The sequence below is a fragment of the Promicromonospora sp. NFX87 genome (assembly GCF_048564965.1).
Classification (GTDB): Bacteria; Actinomycetota; Actinomycetes; order Actinomycetales; family Cellulomonadaceae; genus Promicromonospora.
This window is the reverse complement of record NZ_CP183413.1, coordinates 4,608,980-4,627,308: the sequence shown is the minus strand read 5'-3', so window position 1 is coordinate 4,627,308 and position 18,329 is coordinate 4,608,980. Positions and strand designations below refer to the sequence as shown.

Here is an 18,329-nt window from a genome sequence, read left to right as displayed (position 1 = left end):
CGAACGAATTTCAGCAGGCCTGGCACCCGCTCTTCGCCCATGCTTCGCCCGGGCTGCTTGGCCGGGATGTGGTCGCGCTCGGCTCCTTCCGTGGCGGTCATGGTGACTCCGCTCACTCCGCCCCTTCGGCTCTTGACCCTGACGTCAACGTCAGGTTCTAGCGTTCCCGGCATGGACCTCAACAACTCAGTTGCCCTCGTCACCGGCGCCAACCGCGGCCTCGGCCGCGCCTTCGCCCAGCGCCTCCTCGAGCGGGGTGCGCGCAAGGTCTACGCGACGGCCCGCCGCCCAGAGACGGTGGACCTGCCCGGCGTGGAGGTGCTGGCTCTCGACGTGACCGACCCGGCGTCGGTGCGGGCGGCCGCCGCGGCGGCCTCCGACGTCTCGCTGCTCGTCAACAACGCCGGGATCTCGACGGGAACCGGCCTCGTGACCGGCTCGATGGACGCGGTACGGCTCGAGCTGGAGACCAACACGCTCGGTCCCCTCGGCCTGATCAGGGCGCTCGCGCCGACCCTCGCTGCGAACGGCGGAGGTGCGGTCGTGAACGTCCTCTCCGCGATGTCGTGGTTCGGGATCAACGGCGCCAACGCCTACCACCTGACCAAGGCGGCCGCGTGGGCCATGACCAACGGCGTGCGGCTGGAGCTCGCCGAGCAGGGCACGCTCGTGACCGCCGTCCACCTGGGCCTCGCGGACACCGACATGTCGGCCGGCTGGTCGGTGCCCAAGCTCGCGCCGTCGGACCTGGCCGATGCCGTGCTCGACGGCGTCGAGGCGGGCTCCGCCGAGGTGCTCGCCGACCAGTGGAGCCGGGACGTCAAGGCCAGGCTGCCGCTGACGCCGGAGGAGTTCAACGCCGAGATGGGCCGCGCGCTCTCGACACTCGCGGGAGCGTGAGCCGAGGTCCCGCCTAGCGCGACCGAACGGCGCGCAGGACGGTGTCGTGGACGTGGTGCGTGCCCTCGGGCGGGGCGGTGGTGCGCAGACGGCTCTCGTTGACCTGGATCGTCCAGCCCTCGCCGAGGAACTGGGCGATGTCGCCGGGCGCGTAGTAGTCGGAAGGGTCGAAGTCCGGGTGCCGGTACGTGGCCAGGTCGGCCATGTCGTGGCTGCCGACGAGCAGGGTGCCCCCGGGCGCCACCACGTCCAGGAGACGGCGGAGCGCTGCGTGGTCCGGCCGGTTCGGGAGCGGGAAGTACTGGAGCGACACCAGGTCGAACGGGCCCGCGGGCGGTGGTGTGGTCGTGAGATCTGCTTGCCGCCACGTCACCTGGCCCGCGAGCCCAGCGGCGGCCGCGGCCGCCGCGCCGCGGTCCAGCGCGACCCGGGAGATGTCGACGGCGGTGACCTGCCAGCCGTGCCCGGCGAGCCAGATCGCGTCGGCGCCCTCGCCGCAGCCCACGTCGAGGGCCTGGCCAGGCGGCAGGTTGGCGGCGTCGGTCACGAGCACCCCGTTGGGGTTGCCGCTGAAGAGCTGGTCCCGGCTGCTGTACCGCTCGTCCCAGTGCTGCGCGTCCATGTGTCCTCATTCGCTCGGGCCTGATCGTGCTGGGCCCATCGTGCGAGTTCAGGTCGACATGAAGTCAAGCGGGCGTGCGCTGGGAGTGACGGTCAACCGCGACGAGTGAAAGTCCGCCGCGATCACACGGTTACGCATGCTCCAGCGCCTAAAAGCATGCGTAACCGTGTGATCGCGGCGGACATGCGGCACCTGCCTCACGCCCGTCGGGCGGTGCGGTGGCGTGTCATGGCGTCGTAGTTGCCGCAGCGAGCGGTGCAGTATGCGCGGCGGCCGTTGCGGCTGGTGTCGACGAAAACCGTGTCGCAGCCGGTCCGGGCGCACACACAGAGGCGCGCACCCTCCGCCTCCACGGTGAAGAAGGAGAGGCTGCCAGCCGTGACGGCCTTGACCCGCCCGACGACGTCGTCGCTCTCGGGCGCGAAGTGCAGGTGGGGCCGCAGGCCGTCGTGGGTGGTGAGGTACGGCCGGCCGGCGCCCGCGGCGAGCAGGTCGTTGACGGCGTCGCAGCGCTGGTCGGGGGAGCCTGCCTCGAACACTCGGCGCAGGGCGCGCGTCCAGGTGCGCAGCTCGTGAGCGGCGTCGTCCGTCAGGTCGGCGCGGCGCACGTGGTGGTCCAGCAGCACTCCCAGGGCGGCGTCGCGGGACCAGCCGCCGGCGCCGTCGAGGTTGACGAGCGCTACCGAGAGCTCGGTGCCCGTCATGTTGTCATGGTTGAACTGCATTGACCCATTGCAGCACGGTGGAGTGGTGCCCCTGGTCATCACTGCGATCCTGCCGATAGTCCTGCTGCTCTCGCTCGGCGCTGTCCTGCGTCGCCGCGTGGTCCCCGCCGACGCCTTCTGGCGCGGGCTGGAGCGCCTCACCTACTACGTGTTCACGCCCGCGCTGTTCGTCGGGTCGATCGCCGTGGCCGACCTGTCGGCGGTGCCCGCGCTGCCGCTCGCCGCGAGTGTCGGCGCACCCATCGTGGCCGTGGCGGGCCTCGTGCTCCCGCTGCGCCGGCTGCTGCGGATCGACGGCCCGGCGCTCACGTCCCTGCTGCAGGGCAGCGTCCGGATCAACACCTACGTGGGCCTGGTCTTCGCCTCCGCGATGCACGGCAGCCCGGGCGTCGCCGTCTTCGCGCTCGCGACCGCCGTGCTGGTGCCCCTCGTGAACGTGATCTGCGTGAGCGTCCTGGCGGTCCACGGCGCGCGGACCGGGGCCGGCCCGCGTCCCCGGGGCGGGATCTTGTGCGAGCTGGCGCTCAACCCGCTCATCCTCAGCTGCGCGGCGGGTCTCGCCCTCAACCTCGGCGGCCTACGGCTGCCCGAGTTCCTGACGTCCCTGCTCGGCATGCTCGCCGGCCCGGCCATCGCGTGCGGCACGCTCATCGCAGGCGCCTCGATAGTGCTGCGGATGCGGCGCCAGGACCTGCTCCCGATAGCCGTCGCCTCGGTGCTCAGGCTGCTCGCCGTCCCGCTGGGTGCGGCCCTGCTGGCCGCACAGCTCGGCGTCTCCGGCGTCGCCTACGGCGTGGTCGTGATCATCAGCTCGGTCCCGACGGCGCCGTCGGCGGCGGTCCTGGCTGCGCGGCTCGGGGGCGACGTCCGGCTGATGGCGGCGATCACCGGTGTGCAGACGCTCCTGGCCGCCGGAACCATCCCGCTGGTCCTCCACTGGACGACCTGACGCGACCGGGCGACCCGGCGCGACCGGGCGACTGACGCGACCTGGCGACCCGACGCGGGCGGCAGGGCTCAGAGGGCCGCACCCGGATCGCCGACGTCGAACGAGCGGCCGATCTGGCCGAGGGCCCTGGCGAGCAGGTCGTCGGGGTCGGTGTCCCAGGCCTCGGCCTTGAGCGCGAGCAGGCCGTCGAGCGCCAGTGACGCGAGGCCGTGGCCGAGGGCCCAGAGCGTGATGCCGACGGCCTGCGGGTCGGCGACGCCGAGCCGGTCGACCAGGTCGGTGAGGACCTTGAGCGCGGCGTCCCCGGCCTCCTGCACCGCCGGATGCTTCTCCGGCTGGGAGAGCTCGGGACGGAACATCACCTGGAAGTGGCCCGGCTGCCGCCGGGCGAAGGCGACGTAGGCGGCCGCGACGCGCACGACGTCGTCGGTCCTCGACGCGCCCGGCGACGTGCCGACCGCGTCGAGCAGGTCCTGGGTGAGCAGGTCGAAGCCGCGGGCGGCGATCGCGGACAGCAGAGCGGCCCGGTCGGCGAAGTGGTGGTAGGGCGCACCGGGGCTGACGCCGGCCTCGCGCGCGACGCGCCGCAGGCTCACCGCGCCGATCCCCTCGGTCTCGATGAGCCGCACGGACGCCTCGACCAGTTCCTCGCGCAGCGAGCCGTGGTGATACGTCTCGCGCTTGCGCACGCTGTTGACCTCCATGGCCACAATCTATACGGTGCTCATAATCTAATCACCGCTCAGACTGGAGACGTGATGTCGAGGATTCTTGTCACCGGCGCTACCGGGTTCATCGCCGGGCACGCGATCGAGGCGCTGATCAAGGGCGGGCACGAGGTACGCGGGACGGTCCGCTCCCTGCGGGATCCCGCACGGGTCGCGCACCTGCACCAGATCGCCTACGCGCTGGGCGGAAGCCTCGAGCTGGTGGAGGCGGACCTGTCCGGCGACGAGGGCTGGGACGCGGCCACCGCCGGCCAGGAGCACGTGCTCCACATGGCCTCGCCCTTCCCGGCGACACCGCCGCGGGACGAGGCGGAGCTCGTCAGGCCCGCCGTCGACGGCACACGACGGGTCCTGGAGGCGAGCGTCCGGGCGGGTGTGCGGCGCGTCGTCATGACGTCGTCGCTCGCCGCGATCACGGCGGGCAGGTCGGGCGACGGCGAGCGGCGTCGGACCGAGGAGGACTGGAGCGACCTGGACCGGACCGCCCCGTACGCGAAGAGCAAGACCCTCGCCGAGCGCGCCGCGTGGGACTTCGCGGCGCAGCATCCCGAGCTGGAGCTGGCGGTGATCAACCCGGGCCTCGTGCTCGGCCCGCTGCAGCACGCGGCGGCCGGCACGTCGGTGGCGCTGGTCCGCCGCCTGCTGAACCGTGAGCTCCCGGCGGTCCCGGAGCTCGGGTTCGCGCCGGTCGACGTGCGCGACGTCGCGCGGGCGCACGTGCTGGCCGTCGAGACGCCCGCCGCTGCCGGCAACAGGTACATCTGCGCCGGCGAGAACGTGTGGTTCGGGGAGATCGCGCAGATCCTCGGCGAGGAGTTCGGGCCGCAGGGGTACCGCGTGCCCCGCCGCCGGATGCCCTACTGGATGCTGTGGGCGGCCGGCCGGTTCGACCGCGAGGTGCGGCTCGGCCTCGACTTCGTGGGCAGCGCCGAGCAGGTCAGCGCGGACAAGGCCCGGCGCGAGCTCGGCTGGAGCATGCGGCCGGTGCGGGAGACGGTGGTGGACACGGGCCGCAGCGTCATCGAGCTCGGGCTCGTGCGGGCCCGCTCCTAGCTGACGGCGGGGTGCGGTTGCCGGGTGGGTAGCTCCGCTGAAGCCAGGAGGGCCAGCTTGTCCGCGTCACCGGACCCGCGGTCCGGGTGATAGACGACGAGCATCAAGCCCTCCGCGCCGCCGATCTCCAGCCGCTCCCGGTTGAGGACGAGCTCGCCGACCTGCGGGTGGTCGAGGCGGATCGGTGTCCCGCGCTGCCCCCGCACCTCGTGCCGCGCCCAGAGCTGGCGGAACCGTGGGCTCGCCAGCAGGAGCTCCTCGGTGAGCTCGACGAAGCGCGGGTCGTCGACGTCGTTGCCCACCGCCTGCCGCAGGTTCGCGACGAAGCACTCGGTGACGTTCTGCCACTCCGGGTACAGGGCCTGCCCGGACGGGTCCAGGAACAGGTCCCGCAGCTGGTTGCCCCCCACGCCGAGGCGCGGGTCGAGCGCTCTGGCCGGACCGTTCGACGCCAGGACGTCGAAGTACCGGCTCTCGATGAAGGCCGGCTGGACGAGGGAGTCGAGGAGCTTGAGCGCGCCGGCCGGGGGAACCTCGTCGCGCTGCCGGCGCCCGCCCGGCCGAACGGGCTCGGCGGCCAGGGTCCGCAGGTGGGCGACGTGCTCGTCGTCCAGGTGGAGCACGCGGGCGATCGAATCGAGGACCTGCGCCGACGGGTTGCGGTCGCGGCCACGCTCCAGCCGCAGGTAGTAGTCGGCGCTGATGCCGGCCAGCATCGCGACCTCCTCGCGCCGCAGCCCGGGGACCCGCCTCCTGCCGGCGTCCGGGATGCCCGCCTGCTGGGGAGTGACCAGCTCACGGCGGGCGCGCAGGTACTCGCCAAGGGTGTTCCCGCTCGTGCCGCCGCGCTTCGCGCCCGGCGAGCCGGGTCGGCCGTGCGAGCCGGACAGAGGGGGTCCTGCCGCACCCCGGGCTGGAGAGGGCTCTGGTTCCGCGAGGTGGGCGTCCATAGCGTTCTCAACGGCCTGCTCGGGCCGCATATTTCGGGAGGACGCACACATGACCGTCGCACTGATCACCGGGGCGAACAAGGGCCTCGGGTTCGAGACCGCCAAGCAGCTGCTGGAGCTCGACCACACCGTCTACATCGGCGCGCGCGACGTCGAGCGAGGCGAGAAGGCCGCGGCGACGCTCGGCGCGCGGTTCGTCCAGCTCGACGTGACCGACGATGCCTCGGTGCGCACGGCGCTCGCCGTCGTCGGCGCGGACGAGGGCGTGCTCGACGTCCTGGTGCACAACGCCGGCATCCTGGCGGACGGGGCCGTGGACGGTCCCGCGGCCCTGCGCGCCTTCGACACCAACGCGGTGGGCGTGGTCCGGGTCACGGAGGCCGCGCTGCCCCTGCTGCGGAAGTCGTCGAACCCCGTGGTGGTGACCGTCTCCAGCAGCATGGGCTCGTTCTGGGCGGTCAACAACCCGGACCGGCCGGAGTCCGGCCTGCCGCTCGCCCTCTACTCCGCGTCCAAGGCGGCGGCCACCATGCTGACCGTGCACTACGCGAGGTCAGAGCCGGGCATCAAGTTCAACGCCCTGGAGCCGGGTGCCACCGCGACCGACATGACCGCCGCCTTCGGGATCGGCCGGCCACCGGAGGAGAGCGCCCGGGTCGTGGTGCGGCTCGCGACGATCGGCCCGGACGGTCCGACAGGAACCCTCCAGGACGAGAACGGCGAGCTGCCTTGGTAGGTACCTGACGTCCAGCCAGGGCCGTCTGTCCGGTGCGGGGGCGACCCCGTATGCGCCCTCGCGCACCTGGTCGTGCGGGTGAATTTCGAGCCCGTCAAGAACGTCACCGAGATCTGCCGGTTCCGCATGCCGCGGGCCGCGGCGTCGGCATGACCATGTGGAACGGGCCATGCGGGGGCGAGCCTCTGACGAGCGCAGACGCCCGGTCGGGGAGGCCGGCTCGGGCGCCCGTCGCAGAAAAGTTGGCCCGGGCGGCCCCACAGGCTACTTTCAGCAGCGATACTTGAGTGGTGACTACGTCCAGCGAGACCCCTGCGGTGGCAGGAGCAGAGATCCCGGTAGAGCTTCTCTTCCGAGTTCCATACGGCAAGGTCCTGCACGGCCGGGACTGCCAGCACCTGTCCGAGGACCGCCTGGCTGCTCTTCAGCCGGCGACCGAGCTCGACAGGCAGAAGTTCAAGGTGTGCAAGACGTGCCTCGTGGCCCTCACCGGTTCGAACCGTGCCGACTTCGACTCCTTCGAGGCGGCGCTCGAGGCGCTGCCCATCCCGGCGGTGCACCGGCCGGTCATGCGCGAGATGGCCGAAGGCCTCGACAAGACCCGCATCTGGATCCCGTCGTCCCGCTCGTACGTCGCGGTCTCGCCCGGCCCGGGTCAGGAGGCGACCGCCTTCTTCAACAAGGGCTTCGTCGACATCCAGCAGGCCGGCGGCGGGTACAAGCGCATCCTGATGGCCGGATTCTCGGGTACGCAGACCAACACGTTCGCGCACGCGCCCGACGCCGCCCCGGCGAGCTGCCCGGGCTGCTACATGCAGCTGCCCGCCACGGGCCGCTGCGACGCCTGCGACTGAGGTCGCCGGTTCTGGTCTGAACAAGCCGGTGGGCTCCCGCGGACAGCTGCGGGAGCCCACCGGCTTTCCTCTGCCCGGGGCTATCCGGCGGCCGCCCGGGCCGGCTCCGGCTGGTCCGCGGTCGGGCCCGCAGGTGTGTCCGACGGCGACCGGGGCCCGCGGACCAGCACGTAGACGAACAGGACGGCCATGACGACGACGCCCGCCCACATCGCGCTCTGCCAGCCCTCGACGAACGACTCCTGGGCGGCCCGGACCAGCTCCTGGGCCTGCGGGCCGGCGTCCGCCGCGGCGTCGAGCGCGTTGGCGACGCCCTGCCGTGCGGCGTCGGCGGCGCCGTCGGGAACGCCGTCGAGCCGCGCGTCGACGGCGCTGCGGTAGCCCGCCGACAGGAGCGCGCCGAGCAGCGCGATGCCGAGCGCCGTGCCGAGCTCGCGGGTGACGTCGTTGAGCGCGGACGCGACCCCCTGTCGCTCCCGGGGCAGCGCGCTGGTGATGGCCTCCGTCGAGGGCGTCATCGACAGGCCCATGCCGAGGCCCATGGTGAGCATGCCGGGCAGGATCGACGGGTAGCCGCCGTCGACCGAGACGGCCGACGCCATGAGCGCCAGCCCGGCGCCCGCCAGGAGGATCCCCGCCGCCATGGTGACCCGGGGGCCGACCCGCTGGGCCAGCCGCGGGGCGAGGCTGGAGGCGACCATCATCAGGACGGCCATCGGCATCATCGCGAGGGTGGACACCAGCGCCGACCAGCCGAGGACGGCCTGGAAGAACGGGAACAGCACCACGAAGATGCCCGCCTGCACCCCGAACACCACCAGCAGCGTGATCGAGCCGCCGGCCAGCGACCGCTCGCCGAACAGCCGCACGTCGAGCAGCGCGGCGTCCCGGCGCCGCAGCTCCCAGGCCACGAAGGCCACCGCGGCGGCGACCCCGACGACCAGCCCGAGCAGGGTGAGCGGGGCGGTCCAGCCGCGTTCGGGCCCTTCCTGCAGCACGAAGATCAGGCCCACCATGGCGACGACCGACGTCAGGGCTCCGACCGTGTCGAAGGGGTGCCCGGACGTCTCGCGTGAGTTGGGCACGGACCGCAGCGCCATGACGAGCGCGATGACGACGAGCACGACGGGCAGGGCGAACAGCCACCGCCACGTCACGAGGTCGACGAGGGCGGCCGAGAGGAACATGCCGATGATGCCGCCACCGCCCGCGACGCCGGTCCACACGCCGATCGCCTGGCCCCGCTCCGCCGGGGGAAAGGTGGAGGTGATGACGGCGAGCGTGATGGGCATGATCATCGCCGCGCCCACCCCACCGGCCAGGCGAGCGGCCAGTATGATCTCGGCCGACGGCGCCAGGGCGGCCACCACGTTCGCCGCACCGAACACGGCCAGACCGGCGACGAGCATGGGCTTGCGACCGAACCGGTCGCCGATCGCACCGAGCGGCAGCAGGAGGGCGGCCAGGCCGAGCGTGTAGATGTTGATGATCCACAGGACCGTGCTCTGAGCGACGTCGAAGGTGATCGCGAGGTCAGGTTGCGCGACGTTGAGCCCGGATACCGAGGCGATGACGGCCATCAGCGCGATGCAGACGGCGATCAGGATGGTGCGGCGCTGGCGGGCGTCGGGGCCGGTGGGCTCGAGCGTGCTCTTGTCCGGCCCGCTCACGCGAGGGCCGCCGTCGTGTCGGCAGTGACCAGGTCGGCGTTGATGTGGGCGCCGGCCAGTGCGCCGGCCGCGGCGGACGCCCCGACCTGCGCGGACGGGTCGGCGGTGTTGCCGGCGACCCACACGCCGGGCACCTCGGTGGTCCCGGCCGTGCCGGTCACGACGTGGCGGCCCATCCCGTTCGGCAGGTCCTGCAGCGGCAGCCCGAGGTCCTCCAGGCCCTCGACGCGCGGCAGCATGGTGGTCGCGACGGCGAGCACGCGCCGTTCGACGAGCTGCCCGTCGTCGAGCCGGACGCCCGCGATGCCGCCGTCGCCCGCCGCGATCACCTGGGCGACGGGGGCGTCGACGACACGGATGCCGCGGGCCGCGAAGCGGGCGCGCGCGTCGTCGTCGAGGGTGGTGCCGCGCGCGAAGTAGACGAGGTCATCGGTGAGCTGGCGGAACAGCAGCGCCTGGTGGACGGACATCGGGCCGGTCGCGATGACGCCGATCGGCTCGTCGCGCACCTCCCAGCCGTGGCAGTACGGGCAGTGCACCAGGCCGTGGCCCCAGTGCTCGGCCAGGCCCGGGACGTCCGGCAGGACGTCGCGCAGACCGGTGGCGACCAGGAGGCGGCGGGCGTGCAGCGTGGCGCCGTCGGCCAGGGTGACGGTGAAGCGCGGGTCGCCGTCGGCGGACGGATCGGCCGGGGCCGCCTTGATCACCTCGCCGGACAGCACGGTGCCGCCATAGCCGCGGACCTCGGACCGGCCGCGTTCCAGCAGCTCGGCCGGGGGAGTGCCGTCCAGGCCGAGCAGGCCGTGCACCCCCTCGGCGGGCGCGTTGCGCGGGGTGCCGCTGTCGATCACGGCGACCGAGCGGCGGGACCGGGCGAGCATCAGCGCGCCGTTCAGCCCGGCCGCGCCGCCGCCGATCACCACGGCGTCGACGGTCTCGTCCGGCAGTTCTCCGGCGGGCGTGGAGCTGGTTGCAGGCATGTCTCGTTTCCCTTTCGTGGTGCGGCCCCGGGTGGCGGGCCGGACACGAACGACGCTAGCTCCCTCTTGCGGTATGGGCATAGGATCTTGCCTATGACGCAAGAAAGTGGTGAGCTGGACAGCCTGGTGCGCAAACGCATCCGCGCCCTGCGGGTCGCGCAGGGCTGGTCCCTGGAGGAGCTGGCCACCCGCGCGCGGGTCAGCCAGTCGACGCTCAGCCGCATCGAGAACGGCCAGCGGCGCCTGGCCCTGGACCAGCTCGTCACGCTGGCGCGGGCGCTCGACACGTCGCTGGACCAGCTTGTCGAGACGGACACGGAGGACGTCGTCATCAACCCGACGGTCGACGGCTCGCACGGCGGGATGCGCTGGTCGATCAAGGCCGAGCCCGGGATGAGCGTCGTCCGGCAGCGGATGACCAGCCCGGCGCCGGACAACCCTGCGCGGATGCGCGCCCACCCGGGCCGCGAGTGGCTCGTCGTCATCTCCGGCACGGCGACCCTGCTGCTCGGCAACCGGCGCATCCGCATCGAGACCAACCAGGCCGCGGAGTTCCCGACGATGCTGCCGCACGCCATCGGCGCGGAGGGCGGGCCGTGCGAGATCATCGGCATCTTCGACCGGGACGCGCGGCGGGGGCACCAGCGCGGGGAGGACGGCGGGAAGGCGAGCCGGCCGGCGTCGTGACGCCCGGGCGCGCGCCAGCCCAGCGATCCGGCCCAAGAACGCGCGCCTTTTTGGGCCGGATCGCTGGGCTGCGGCGCCTCCGACTCGGACGCGGCACGACTGCGCCCGACACAATGGACCCATGAGCCAGTCCCGTCGCCAACGCCCCGACCTCTCCGCGCTCGGCGAGCTCAGCGAGGACGAGAAGGAGAACTTCGCCGAGCGCCTCCGCGAGCGCGTCTACGTCACGTTCGCCGCGCTCGCCGTCATCCTCACGCTGCTCGCCCACGCCCACGGGCTCACCGCCGGGGCCGCCGCCGGCTCGCTGACCATCACCGCCGTCGGCACGGTTGCCGCCGCCTGGCTCGCCGAGCTCATCGCGCACCTCGCCGCGCACGGCGGCTTCCCGGACCGGAAGCTCCTGGGCGCCATGACGCGGACGAGCGGTAGCGCCCTGGTGACCATCGTGTTCCCGCTGCTCGCCCTGCTCGCGGCGGGGATCGGGTGGTGGGAGGTGACGACGGCGCTCCGGGTCGGCGTCGGCGTGCTGATCGGGACCCTCGTGGTCATCGCCTGGCTCGGCGTCCGCCGCACCGCGCTGCCCTGGCCTGCGCGGATCCTGGCGCTGGGCATGCTCGCGGCGCTCGCGGTCGGGGTCGTCGCGCTGAAGCTGCTCGCGCACGCCTGAGCGGCGGGGCCAGGCGTCACCGGTGGTGTGGATGTCGCGAACACCACAGCGTCCGAAATCCGCTAGTGGCCGCACCGCGGCTCGGGCGAGAATCAGCCGGTGACATCCTCTCCACGCTCCGGCGCCCTCGAATTCTGGTCGGAGCTGCCCAACGACGGCCGCTGGCTCCTGTCCACGGTGATCGTGCAGTTCTTCGGCCGCGGCCTGACGCTGCCGTTCACGATCATCTACCTGCACGAGGTGCGCGGCTTCTCGCTCGGCCTGTCCGGCACGCTCATGGGCCTGATCGCGGTGGTCGGCCTGCTCGTCACCGGTCCGGCCGGAGCGCTCGTCGACCGGTACGGCGCCCGCCGCGTCATGCTCACGGGCCTGTTCTTCGCCGTCGCCGGATACGCGGTGCTCGCGTTCGCGACGGTCCCGGCGGTCGCCGCGCTCGGGCTGGCGCTCTTCGGGGTGCAGCTCGGTGTCGGGTGGCCGTCGGTCAACGCGCTGGTCGCCACGGTCGTCGACGGCGAGCTGCGCCAGCGGTACTACGGCGTGAACTTCGCGCTGCTCAACCTCGGCGTCGGTGTGGGCGGCGTGGTGGGCGGCCTCGTGGTCGACGTCGACCGCCCCGAGACCTTCGTGATGGCGTTCCTGGTGAACGCGGCGACGTTCGTCGTCCCCGTCGTCGTGCTCATGGGGCCGCTGCGGCACCTGCACGGCCGGGTCGACCGGCCGGCCGGCGACGCCGACGGCGGCGGCAGCGCGGCAGAGGGCTACCTCAGCATCCTGCGCCGGCCCGAGGTGCTCTGGCTGTCCGGGCTGGGGCTGCTCGCGGCGTTCGTGGGATACGGCCAGATGGAGGGCGGGTTCCCCGCGTTCGCGCGCCTGGTGGCGGAGGTGTCGACCCGCACCATCGGTTTCGCGTTCGTGGTGAACACGGTGGTGATCGTGGCGCTCCAGTTCTGGGTGATGAACCGGGTCGGCGGACGGCGCCGCACGCGGGTGCTCGCGGTCATGGCCGTGGTGTGGGCGACGGCGTGGCTGCTGCTCGGCGGCGCCGGGCTCGTGCCGGGCGGCACCGCCGCCGTCGTCATCGTCCTGGTGTTCCACGCCTTCTTCGGGCTGGGGGAGACCCTCATGCAGTCCGTGCTGCCCTCGCTGACGAACGACATGGCACCCGCCCACCTGCGCGGCCGGTACAACGCGATCAGCTCCGGGGCCTTCCAGGCCGGCACGATCGCAGGCCCCGTGGTCGCGGGACTGCTGCTGGAACGCGGCTGGGCGGGCGGCTTCATCGGCGTGGTGGTGGCCGGCTGCCTCGGGATCATCGCGATGGCGGTCGCTGTCGGGCGGCGGGTGACGCCCGAGGTCGACGGCGTGCGACAGGAACCGGTGGAATCAGGGTCGGCCTGACCTGACCAGCCGACTTTCGTTGCTCTTTTAGCCCGCTACCTCCCAAAGTGGACCCCGGCACACGTTTGTGAGCCAGTGGTCGCGTCCCTCGCAGGGCGCTTGCACCCCGGAGGCAAGAATGCACAGTCGCATGCCACACCGCCGAACGCCGATCGCTCTCGCAGCGGTCGGCGTTCTTTTTGCAACAGGGGTGAGCGTGACACCCGCGCTCGCGAGCACGCCTACGCCGACCGGGATACAGCCCGCCGTCACCACCGACGTCCCGGAGCGCGCGGCGGACAAGATCACGCCGGGCGTACAGACCCGGTTCGAGACCAAGGAGTCCGCCGACTTCTGGATCCGGTTCGCGGACGCGCCGGACCTGGCACCGGCCAAGGACATCGCGGACTGGGGCGAGCGCGGCCAGTTCGTCTACGACGCCCTGACCAGCACGGCGAAGGCGTCGCAGGCCGACGTCGTCGCCGACCTCAAGGCAGCCGGCGCCGAGTACGAGTCCTACTGGATCAGCAACGCGATCCTTGTCGAGGACGGCACGGAGGAGCTGGCGAAGCAGGTCGCCGGCAGCCGCGAGGTGAAGCAGGTCCACGAGCGGTTCGCCGCCCAGCCGATCGAGCCCGTGGAGCGCAAGGCGCCGACCGAGAACGCGCCGCTGGCCACCGAGTGGGGCCTGGACGCCATCAACGCGCCCGACGTGTGGGACCAGGGGTACACGGGTGAGGGCATCACCGTGGCCAACATCGACTCCGGTGTCGACGTCGAGCACCCGGCCCTGTTGCAGCACTACCGCGGCTACCTCGGCGACGAGGGCCTGAGCAACGACTACAACTGGTTCGACGCGAGCGACTCCTGCGACGGAGCGCCCTGCGACATCGACGCCCATGGCACCCACGTGATGGGCACCATGGTGGGTGACGACGGCGCGGGCAACCAGATCGGCGTCGCACCCGACGCCGACTGGATCGCGGCCAACGGCTGCGCCTCCTGCTCGGACGCCGACCTGCTCGCCTCGGGCCAGTGGATCCTCGCGCCGACGCGGGTCGACGGTTCCGACCCCGACCCGGCCCAGCGCCCGCACATCGTGAACAACTCCTGGGGCCAGACGGCGCCCGGCGCCATCGACGACTTCATGTCCGAGGAGATCGCCGCCTGGGAGGCGGCCGGCATCTTCGGCGCCTGGGCCGCGGGCAACGCGGGCGAGGTCGGCTGCCAGTCGACGTCGTCCCCCGGAGCCAACGTCGCGACCTACGCGGCGGGCGCGTTCGGGGAGAGCGGCGACATCGCCGAGTTCTCCTCGCGCGGCCCGGGCGCGGACGGCGAGACCAAGCCGAACCTGTCGGCGCCCGGTGACGAGGTGCGGTCCTCCGTGCCCGGCGGCGACTACGCCGTGTTCAGCGGAACGTCCATGGCGTCCCCGCACCTCGCGGGCGCCGTCGCCCTCCTGTGGAGCGCCGCGCCGGTCCTGGTCGGCGACATCGAGGCCACCAAGGAGCTCCTGGACGGGACCTCCACCGACGTCGCCGACGACACCTGCGGCGGCACCCCCGCCGACAACAACGTGTGGGGCGAGGGCAAGCTGGACGTCGAGGCGCTGGTCAGCAACGCGCCGATCGACGGCTACGGCTTCGTCGCGGGCACCGTCACGGGGCCTGACGGCGAACCGGTCGCCGGCGCGCGGGTGACCGCTGGTGAGCGTTCCGACACGACCGACGCCGAGGGCGTCTACCGCCTGGGCCTGGAGGAGGGCGCCCATGAGCTGAGCGTCTCCGCCTTCGGCTTCCTTGCCGGGACGGCGCAGGCCGACGTCGTCGAGGGCGAGACCACCACCGTCGACATCACCCTGGAGGCCGCGCCGACCACCACCGTGAGCGGTACCGTCACCGACGGTTCCGGGCACGGCTGGCCGCTCGACGCCAAGGTCTCCGTGCAGGGCGCGCCGAGCAGCGTCGTGGCGTGGACCGACCCGTTCACGGGGAAGTACTCGTTCGAGCTGCCCGAGGAGGCCACGCACACCCTGGTGGTGCAGCCGTCCGTGACCGGGTACGCGACGTTCACGCAGGAGGTCGAGGTGGGTACGGGGCCGGCGTCCGCCGACGCCGCGCTGCCCGTCCTCAGCGAGTGCACGGCCCCGGGTTACGCCATGACCGGGGCGGGCGTCGCGACGGAGGAGTTCGAGTCCGGCGAGGTGCCCGACGGCTGGACCGTCGAGGACCTGGCGGGCACCGAGCAGATCTGGACGTTCGACGACGCCTTCGGGTACGGCAACATGACCGGCGGCGAAGGTCTGTTCGCCGAGGTGAACAGCGACGCCTACGGCGAGGGCGGGTCGCAGGACACGACACTCACGTCGCGGTCCTACGACCTGTCCGACGTCGAGGAGCCGCTCCTGACGTTCGACCAGAGCTACCTGCCGCTCGGCGGCGAGTCTGCCGACGTCAACGTCAGCGTCGACGGCGGTGAGACCTGGGAGGCGGCGCTGCACCAGACCTCCGACGCCGAAGGGCGCGCGATCGTCGCCGTCCCGAGTGCGGGCGGCGAGTCCGACGTGCGGATCCAGTTCCACTACGGCGTCGCCGAGTGGTCCGGCTGGTGGCAGATCGACAACGTCTCCCTCGGCGCGTGCGTGCCGGTCGCCGGCGGCCTCGTCGCCGGGACCGTCCGGGACCTCAACACCGGCGACGGCGTCAACGGCGCCACGGTGACGGCCGGGAAGCAGAGCACGAAGACGCTGAACCCGGAGAACCCGAAGGTGGGGAACGGGTACTACTCGCTGTTCTCGCCGAAGGTCGGTGAGCGGGAGATCCGTTATGCGGCCAAGGACTACCGGGCGAAGAAGGTATCGGTGCGGGTCGTCGCCGACGCCGTCGTCCGGAAGGGCGTGAAGCTCGCGGCCCCGATCCTGACGGTCGACCCGGAGACGATCTCCCGCGAGGTCCGGATGGGCGGCACCAAGTCGGGCACGTTCACCGTGACGAACGAGGGCACCGCGCCTGCGGACGTCGAGGTGGCGCCGGCGTCGTCCGACTTCGAGATCCTTGGGTCGGCGGGCAGCGCCGGCGTCATCAAGGGCGCCGTCGGCGAGGCGACCGAGGTGAGCACGGCTGCGCAGTCGGACAAGGCAGGCACAGCCGGGAAGAGCTCGAAGGGCGGCGACCGGCTGGCTCGCAACGGGACGAAGGGGGGCCCGGCGGTGACGCCCGCCGCGCCGCCGTCGCTCCTCGCGGAGGGTACGACCATCACGCACTCCTCGTCGCAGGACATCGCGCCCGACAACTCGGCGGCCTGCGTCGGTGAGCAGACGCAGTGGCTGCGGACGTTCACCCTGGAGGACTTCGAGATCGAGGGCGAGTTCTCCGTGACGAACGTGTCCTTCGGCGTGGAGACCGTCGAGTCGGCCGCCGACGTGACGGTCAACCTGTACGAGCTCGACGGGGACCTCGTCTACGACAACATGACCCTGCTGGGCTCGTCCGACGTCACCCTGGAGCCCCAGCAGCTCACGATGGTGGACGTGCCGGTCACCGGTGTCGCACCGGCGGGCAGCACGCTCGTGGTCGAGGTCGTCGGGCACGCGGGTGGCGTGTTCTTCATCGGCTCGAACGCCGAGCCGGAGACCGCGCCGTCGTACATCGCCAGCGAGGCCTGCGGCAACGCGGAACCCGCCACCACCGAGGAGGTCGGCTTCCCCGACATGCACACGGTACTGAACGTGACCGGCGAGACCGAGGTCGAGGTGCCGTGGCTGGACGTCCAGCCGCCGTCGTTCCGGCTGAACCCGGGTGAGTCCGCGACGGTGCAGCTCGGCATGGACAGCAGCCGTGTCGACCAGCCGGGCACCTACACGTCGGCCGTCGTGGCCAACGGCAGCACGCCGTACGACGAGCCGCGGGTGCAGGTCTCGCTGAAGGTGACCCCGCCCACGAGCTGGGGCAAGATCGCCGGCACGGTTACCGGCGTCACCTGTGACGACGAGACGGTCCCGCTCGAGGGCGCGTTCGTGGTCGTCGACGGGGCCGAGTACGACATCACGCTCGTCACCGGTCCGGACGGCGGCTACGCCCGCTGGATGGGGATCTCGAACAACCGGCTGTCGCTGCTCAGCTCGGCGACGGGGTACCCGCCGGAGTCGAAGAACGCGCGCATCATCAAGGGCAGGACGGTGGTGCACAACTTCGAGCTGAACGAGCACTGCGGCTAGTCCGCTTCCGTCAGTCGAACCTGACCAACCGTCGGTCGAGCTTGTCGAGACCTCACCAGGTCTCGACAAGCTCGACCAACGGTTGCTCGGCCGATGGTCTGTCAGGAACGGCTGGTCAGGACCCGCTCCGCCTCGCGTTCCGTGTCGGTCGTGTTGTTCACCAGCCCCCGGGAGCCGTTGAGCTTGGCCTCGATGTGCTCGCCGACGGTGATCGGGCCGTAGAGCTCGGTCTCGCCCTCGGCGACGCACCCGGGGAGCGTCGTGATGACGGCGTCGACGTTGCCGTCGAAGAAGAACGCGGCGGAGCGGCGCCGCTTGATACGGCCGTCGATCACCGGCGGCTTCACGCGGTGCAGGGTCGACTTCCAGCGCTCGTTCGTCCAGCGCGCCGTGAGGTCGCCCAGGTTCACGAGCAGGGCGCCGGGCAGCGGGGAGACGTCGTTCCAGCCGCCGTCGTCGTCCAGCACCTGGAGGCCCTTCACGTCGTCGGCCCAGAGCAGCGTGACGATGCCGAAGTCCGTGTGCTCGCCCATGCCGATGAGGTCGCCGTCGAGCTCGACGCGCTCGCCCTCGGGGAGGGCGTAGTTGTTCATGCGCAGGACGTCGAGCGAGTGGTCGGTATACGCGTCGAAGTACCCGGCGGGCAGGCCGAGCGCGTCCGCGAAGACCCGCATCATGACCCGGGCCACGGCCCGGGCGTGCGACATCCACAGCTCGACGTCGCCCTGGAAGGTGTCGCTCTCGGCCGGCCAGATGTTCTCGGAGTACATGCCGGGGTCGACGTCGGCGTGCGGGTAGTCGGCCGCGGCCGCGCCGACGTTGAAGGCCTCGAAGAAGTCGTTCATACGCTCGGCCTTCTCGACGCCCAGGCTCAGGCTGAGCCGCTCCGACCTGGGCGGGCTGTACCCGCGGTTCACGCCCGACGGCGCCCGGTACTGCTTCTTCACCTCCAGCGGGAGCTCGAAGAACCGGTCGCTGGCCCGGCCGAGCCGCGCCCAGGCCTCCAGCGGGATGCCGTGCCCGAGGACCTGCATGAAGCCGACGGTGCGCGCCGCCTCGTCGACCTGGCGGGCGACCTCGCTCCGTTCCGCGTCGGTGCCGCCGGCGACGTAGGGGGCGATGTCGATCGCCGGGACGTGGAATGCTGACATGCTGGTCTCCCTGGGTGATAGGTATTGGTTATCAGCATGGATCAGGATCGAGGAGTCGTGGTTA

The 18,329-nt window shown here is 72.1% G+C and carries 16 protein-coding genes; 9 read left to right on the top strand and 7 right to left on the bottom strand.

Annotated features, from left to right (window positions below):
* The first annotated feature begins 171 nt into the window (after positions 1-171).
* Complete coding sequence (locus ACNYC2_RS20755; protein ID WP_419703614.1) at positions 172-900, top strand: SDR family oxidoreductase; 729 nt, start codon at positions 172-174, stop codon at positions 898-900.
* Between the two features lie 13 nt (positions 901-913).
* On the opposite strand, the gene ACNYC2_RS20750 is transcribed toward ACNYC2_RS20755, so the two are convergent.
* Together ACNYC2_RS20750 and ACNYC2_RS20745 are read right to left on the bottom strand one after the other, a co-directional pair.
* A complete protein-coding gene (locus ACNYC2_RS20750; protein ID WP_419703613.1) occupies positions 914-1,522 on the bottom strand; it encodes a class I SAM-dependent methyltransferase in 609 nt (202 codons plus the stop codon).
* Between the two features lie 197 nt (positions 1,523-1,719).
* Entirely contained in the window at positions 1,720-2,247 is a 528-nt protein-coding gene (locus tag ACNYC2_RS20745; protein ID WP_419703612.1) for a CGNR zinc finger domain-containing protein, read from the bottom strand.
* A 25-nt stretch (positions 2,248-2,272) separates the two neighbouring features.
* Between ACNYC2_RS20745 and ACNYC2_RS20740 the strand changes: the two genes are divergently transcribed.
* Positions 2,273-3,196, top strand: a complete 924-nt coding sequence (locus tag ACNYC2_RS20740) for an AEC family transporter (RefSeq protein ID WP_419703611.1) — start codon at positions 2,273-2,275, stop codon at positions 3,194-3,196.
* A gap of 68 nt (positions 3,197-3,264) precedes the next feature.
* Here ACNYC2_RS20740 and ACNYC2_RS20735 read toward each other — a convergent pair whose 3' ends face one another.
* Positions 3,265-3,900, bottom strand: a complete 636-nt coding sequence (locus ACNYC2_RS20735; protein WP_419703610.1) for a TetR/AcrR family transcriptional regulator — start codon at positions 3,898-3,900, stop codon at positions 3,265-3,267.
* Between the two features lie 54 nt (positions 3,901-3,954).
* On the opposite strand from ACNYC2_RS20735, the gene ACNYC2_RS20730 reads away from it, so the two are divergent.
* Positions 3,955-4,977, top strand: coding sequence for an SDR family oxidoreductase (locus ACNYC2_RS20730; RefSeq protein ID WP_419703609.1), 1,023 nt, complete (start codon positions 3,955-3,957; stop codon positions 4,975-4,977).
* On the opposite strand, the gene ACNYC2_RS20725 is transcribed toward ACNYC2_RS20730, so the two are convergent.
* Complete coding sequence (locus ACNYC2_RS20725) at positions 4,974-5,927, bottom strand: helix-turn-helix domain-containing protein (protein ID WP_419703608.1); 954 nt, start codon at positions 5,925-5,927, stop codon at positions 4,974-4,976. The genes ACNYC2_RS20730 and ACNYC2_RS20725 overlap by 4 nt on opposite strands.
* A gap of 49 nt (positions 5,928-5,976) precedes the next feature.
* Between ACNYC2_RS20725 and ACNYC2_RS20720 the strand changes: the two genes are divergently transcribed.
* The gene (locus ACNYC2_RS20720) at positions 5,977-6,663 is read left to right on the top strand and encodes an SDR family NAD(P)-dependent oxidoreductase (RefSeq protein WP_419703607.1); all 687 of its coding nucleotides are present in this window, start codon (positions 5,977-5,979) and stop codon (positions 6,661-6,663) included.
* 290 nt (positions 6,664-6,953) lie between these two features.
* On the top strand, positions 6,954-7,517 hold the full coding sequence (locus ACNYC2_RS20715; protein WP_419703606.1) for a hypothetical protein: 564 nt from the start codon (positions 6,954-6,956) through the stop codon (positions 7,515-7,517).
* An 80-nt stretch (positions 7,518-7,597) separates the two neighbouring features.
* Here the strand turns inward: ACNYC2_RS20715 and ACNYC2_RS20710 are convergent, their stop codons facing one another.
* A complete protein-coding gene (locus ACNYC2_RS20710) occupies positions 7,598-9,187 on the bottom strand; it encodes an MFS transporter (RefSeq protein ID WP_419703605.1) in 1,590 nt (529 codons plus the stop codon).
* A complete protein-coding gene (locus tag ACNYC2_RS20705; RefSeq protein ID WP_419703604.1) occupies positions 9,184-10,167 on the bottom strand; it encodes an NAD(P)/FAD-dependent oxidoreductase in 984 nt (327 codons plus the stop codon). The genes ACNYC2_RS20710 and ACNYC2_RS20705 overlap by 4 nt, the downstream gene beginning before the upstream one ends.
* Positions 10,168-10,260: 93 nt before the next feature.
* Between ACNYC2_RS20705 and ACNYC2_RS20700 the strand changes: the two genes are divergently transcribed.
* The 4 genes from ACNYC2_RS20700 (at position 10,261) to ACNYC2_RS20685 (ending at position 17,114) form a co-directional block, all read left to right on the top strand.
* On the top strand, positions 10,261-10,854 hold the full coding sequence (locus ACNYC2_RS20700) for a helix-turn-helix domain-containing protein (protein WP_419703603.1): 594 nt from the start codon (positions 10,261-10,263) through the stop codon (positions 10,852-10,854).
* Between the two features lie 121 nt (positions 10,855-10,975).
* A complete protein-coding gene (locus tag ACNYC2_RS20695; RefSeq protein WP_419703602.1) occupies positions 10,976-11,521 on the top strand; it encodes a hypothetical protein in 546 nt (181 codons plus the stop codon).
* Positions 11,522-11,620: 99 nt separating this feature from the next.
* Entirely contained in the window at positions 11,621-12,919 is a 1,299-nt protein-coding gene (locus ACNYC2_RS20690) for an MFS transporter (protein ID WP_419703601.1), read from the top strand.
* A gap of 196 nt (positions 12,920-13,115) precedes the next feature.
* Positions 13,116-17,114 carry a S8 family serine peptidase gene (locus ACNYC2_RS20685; protein WP_419703600.1) on the top strand — a complete coding sequence of 1,333 codons (3,999 nt, stop codon included), beginning with the start codon at positions 13,116-13,118 and terminating at the stop codon, positions 17,112-17,114.
* A 101-nt stretch (positions 17,115-17,215) separates the two neighbouring features.
* On the opposite strand, the gene ACNYC2_RS20680 is transcribed toward ACNYC2_RS20685, so the two are convergent.
* Complete coding sequence (locus ACNYC2_RS20680; RefSeq protein ID WP_419703599.1) at positions 17,216-18,265, bottom strand: isopenicillin N synthase family dioxygenase; 1,050 nt, start codon at positions 18,263-18,265, stop codon at positions 17,216-17,218.
* Between the last annotated feature and the right edge of the window lie 64 nt (positions 18,266-18,329).

Excerpts from the sequence above, each read along its gene's own strand:
- ACNYC2_RS20745 (WP_419703612.1), bottom strand. The coding sequence starts at position 2,247 with ATGCAGTTCAACCATGACAACATGACGGGCACCGAGCTCTCGGTAGCG.
- ACNYC2_RS20680 (WP_419703599.1), bottom strand. The coding sequence starts at position 18,265 with ATGTCAGCATTCCACGTCCCGGCGATCGACATCGCCCCCTACGTCGCC.
- ACNYC2_RS20700 (WP_419703603.1), top strand. The coding sequence starts at position 10,261 with ATGACGCAAGAAAGTGGTGAGCTGGACAGCCTGGTGCGCAAACGCATC.
- ACNYC2_RS20735 (WP_419703610.1), bottom strand. The coding sequence starts at position 3,900 with ATGGAGGTCAACAGCGTGCGCAAGCGCGAGACGTATCACCACGGCTCG.
- ACNYC2_RS20695 (WP_419703602.1), top strand. The coding sequence starts at position 10,976 with ATGAGCCAGTCCCGTCGCCAACGCCCCGACCTCTCCGCGCTCGGCGAG.
- ACNYC2_RS20730 (WP_419703609.1), top strand. The coding sequence starts at position 3,955 with ATGTCGAGGATTCTTGTCACCGGCGCTACCGGGTTCATCGCCGGGCAC.
- ACNYC2_RS20755 (WP_419703614.1), top strand. The coding sequence starts at position 172 with ATGGACCTCAACAACTCAGTTGCCCTCGTCACCGGCGCCAACCGCGGC.
- ACNYC2_RS20750 (WP_419703613.1), bottom strand. The coding sequence starts at position 1,522 with ATGGACGCGCAGCACTGGGACGAGCGGTACAGCAGCCGGGACCAGCTC.
- ACNYC2_RS20720 (WP_419703607.1), top strand. The coding sequence starts at position 5,977 with ATGACCGTCGCACTGATCACCGGGGCGAACAAGGGCCTCGGGTTCGAG.
- ACNYC2_RS20705 (WP_419703604.1), bottom strand. The coding sequence starts at position 10,167 with ATGCCTGCAACCAGCTCCACGCCCGCCGGAGAACTGCCGGACGAGACC.
- ACNYC2_RS20725 (WP_419703608.1), bottom strand. The coding sequence starts at position 5,927 with ATGGACGCCCACCTCGCGGAACCAGAGCCCTCTCCAGCCCGGGGTGCG.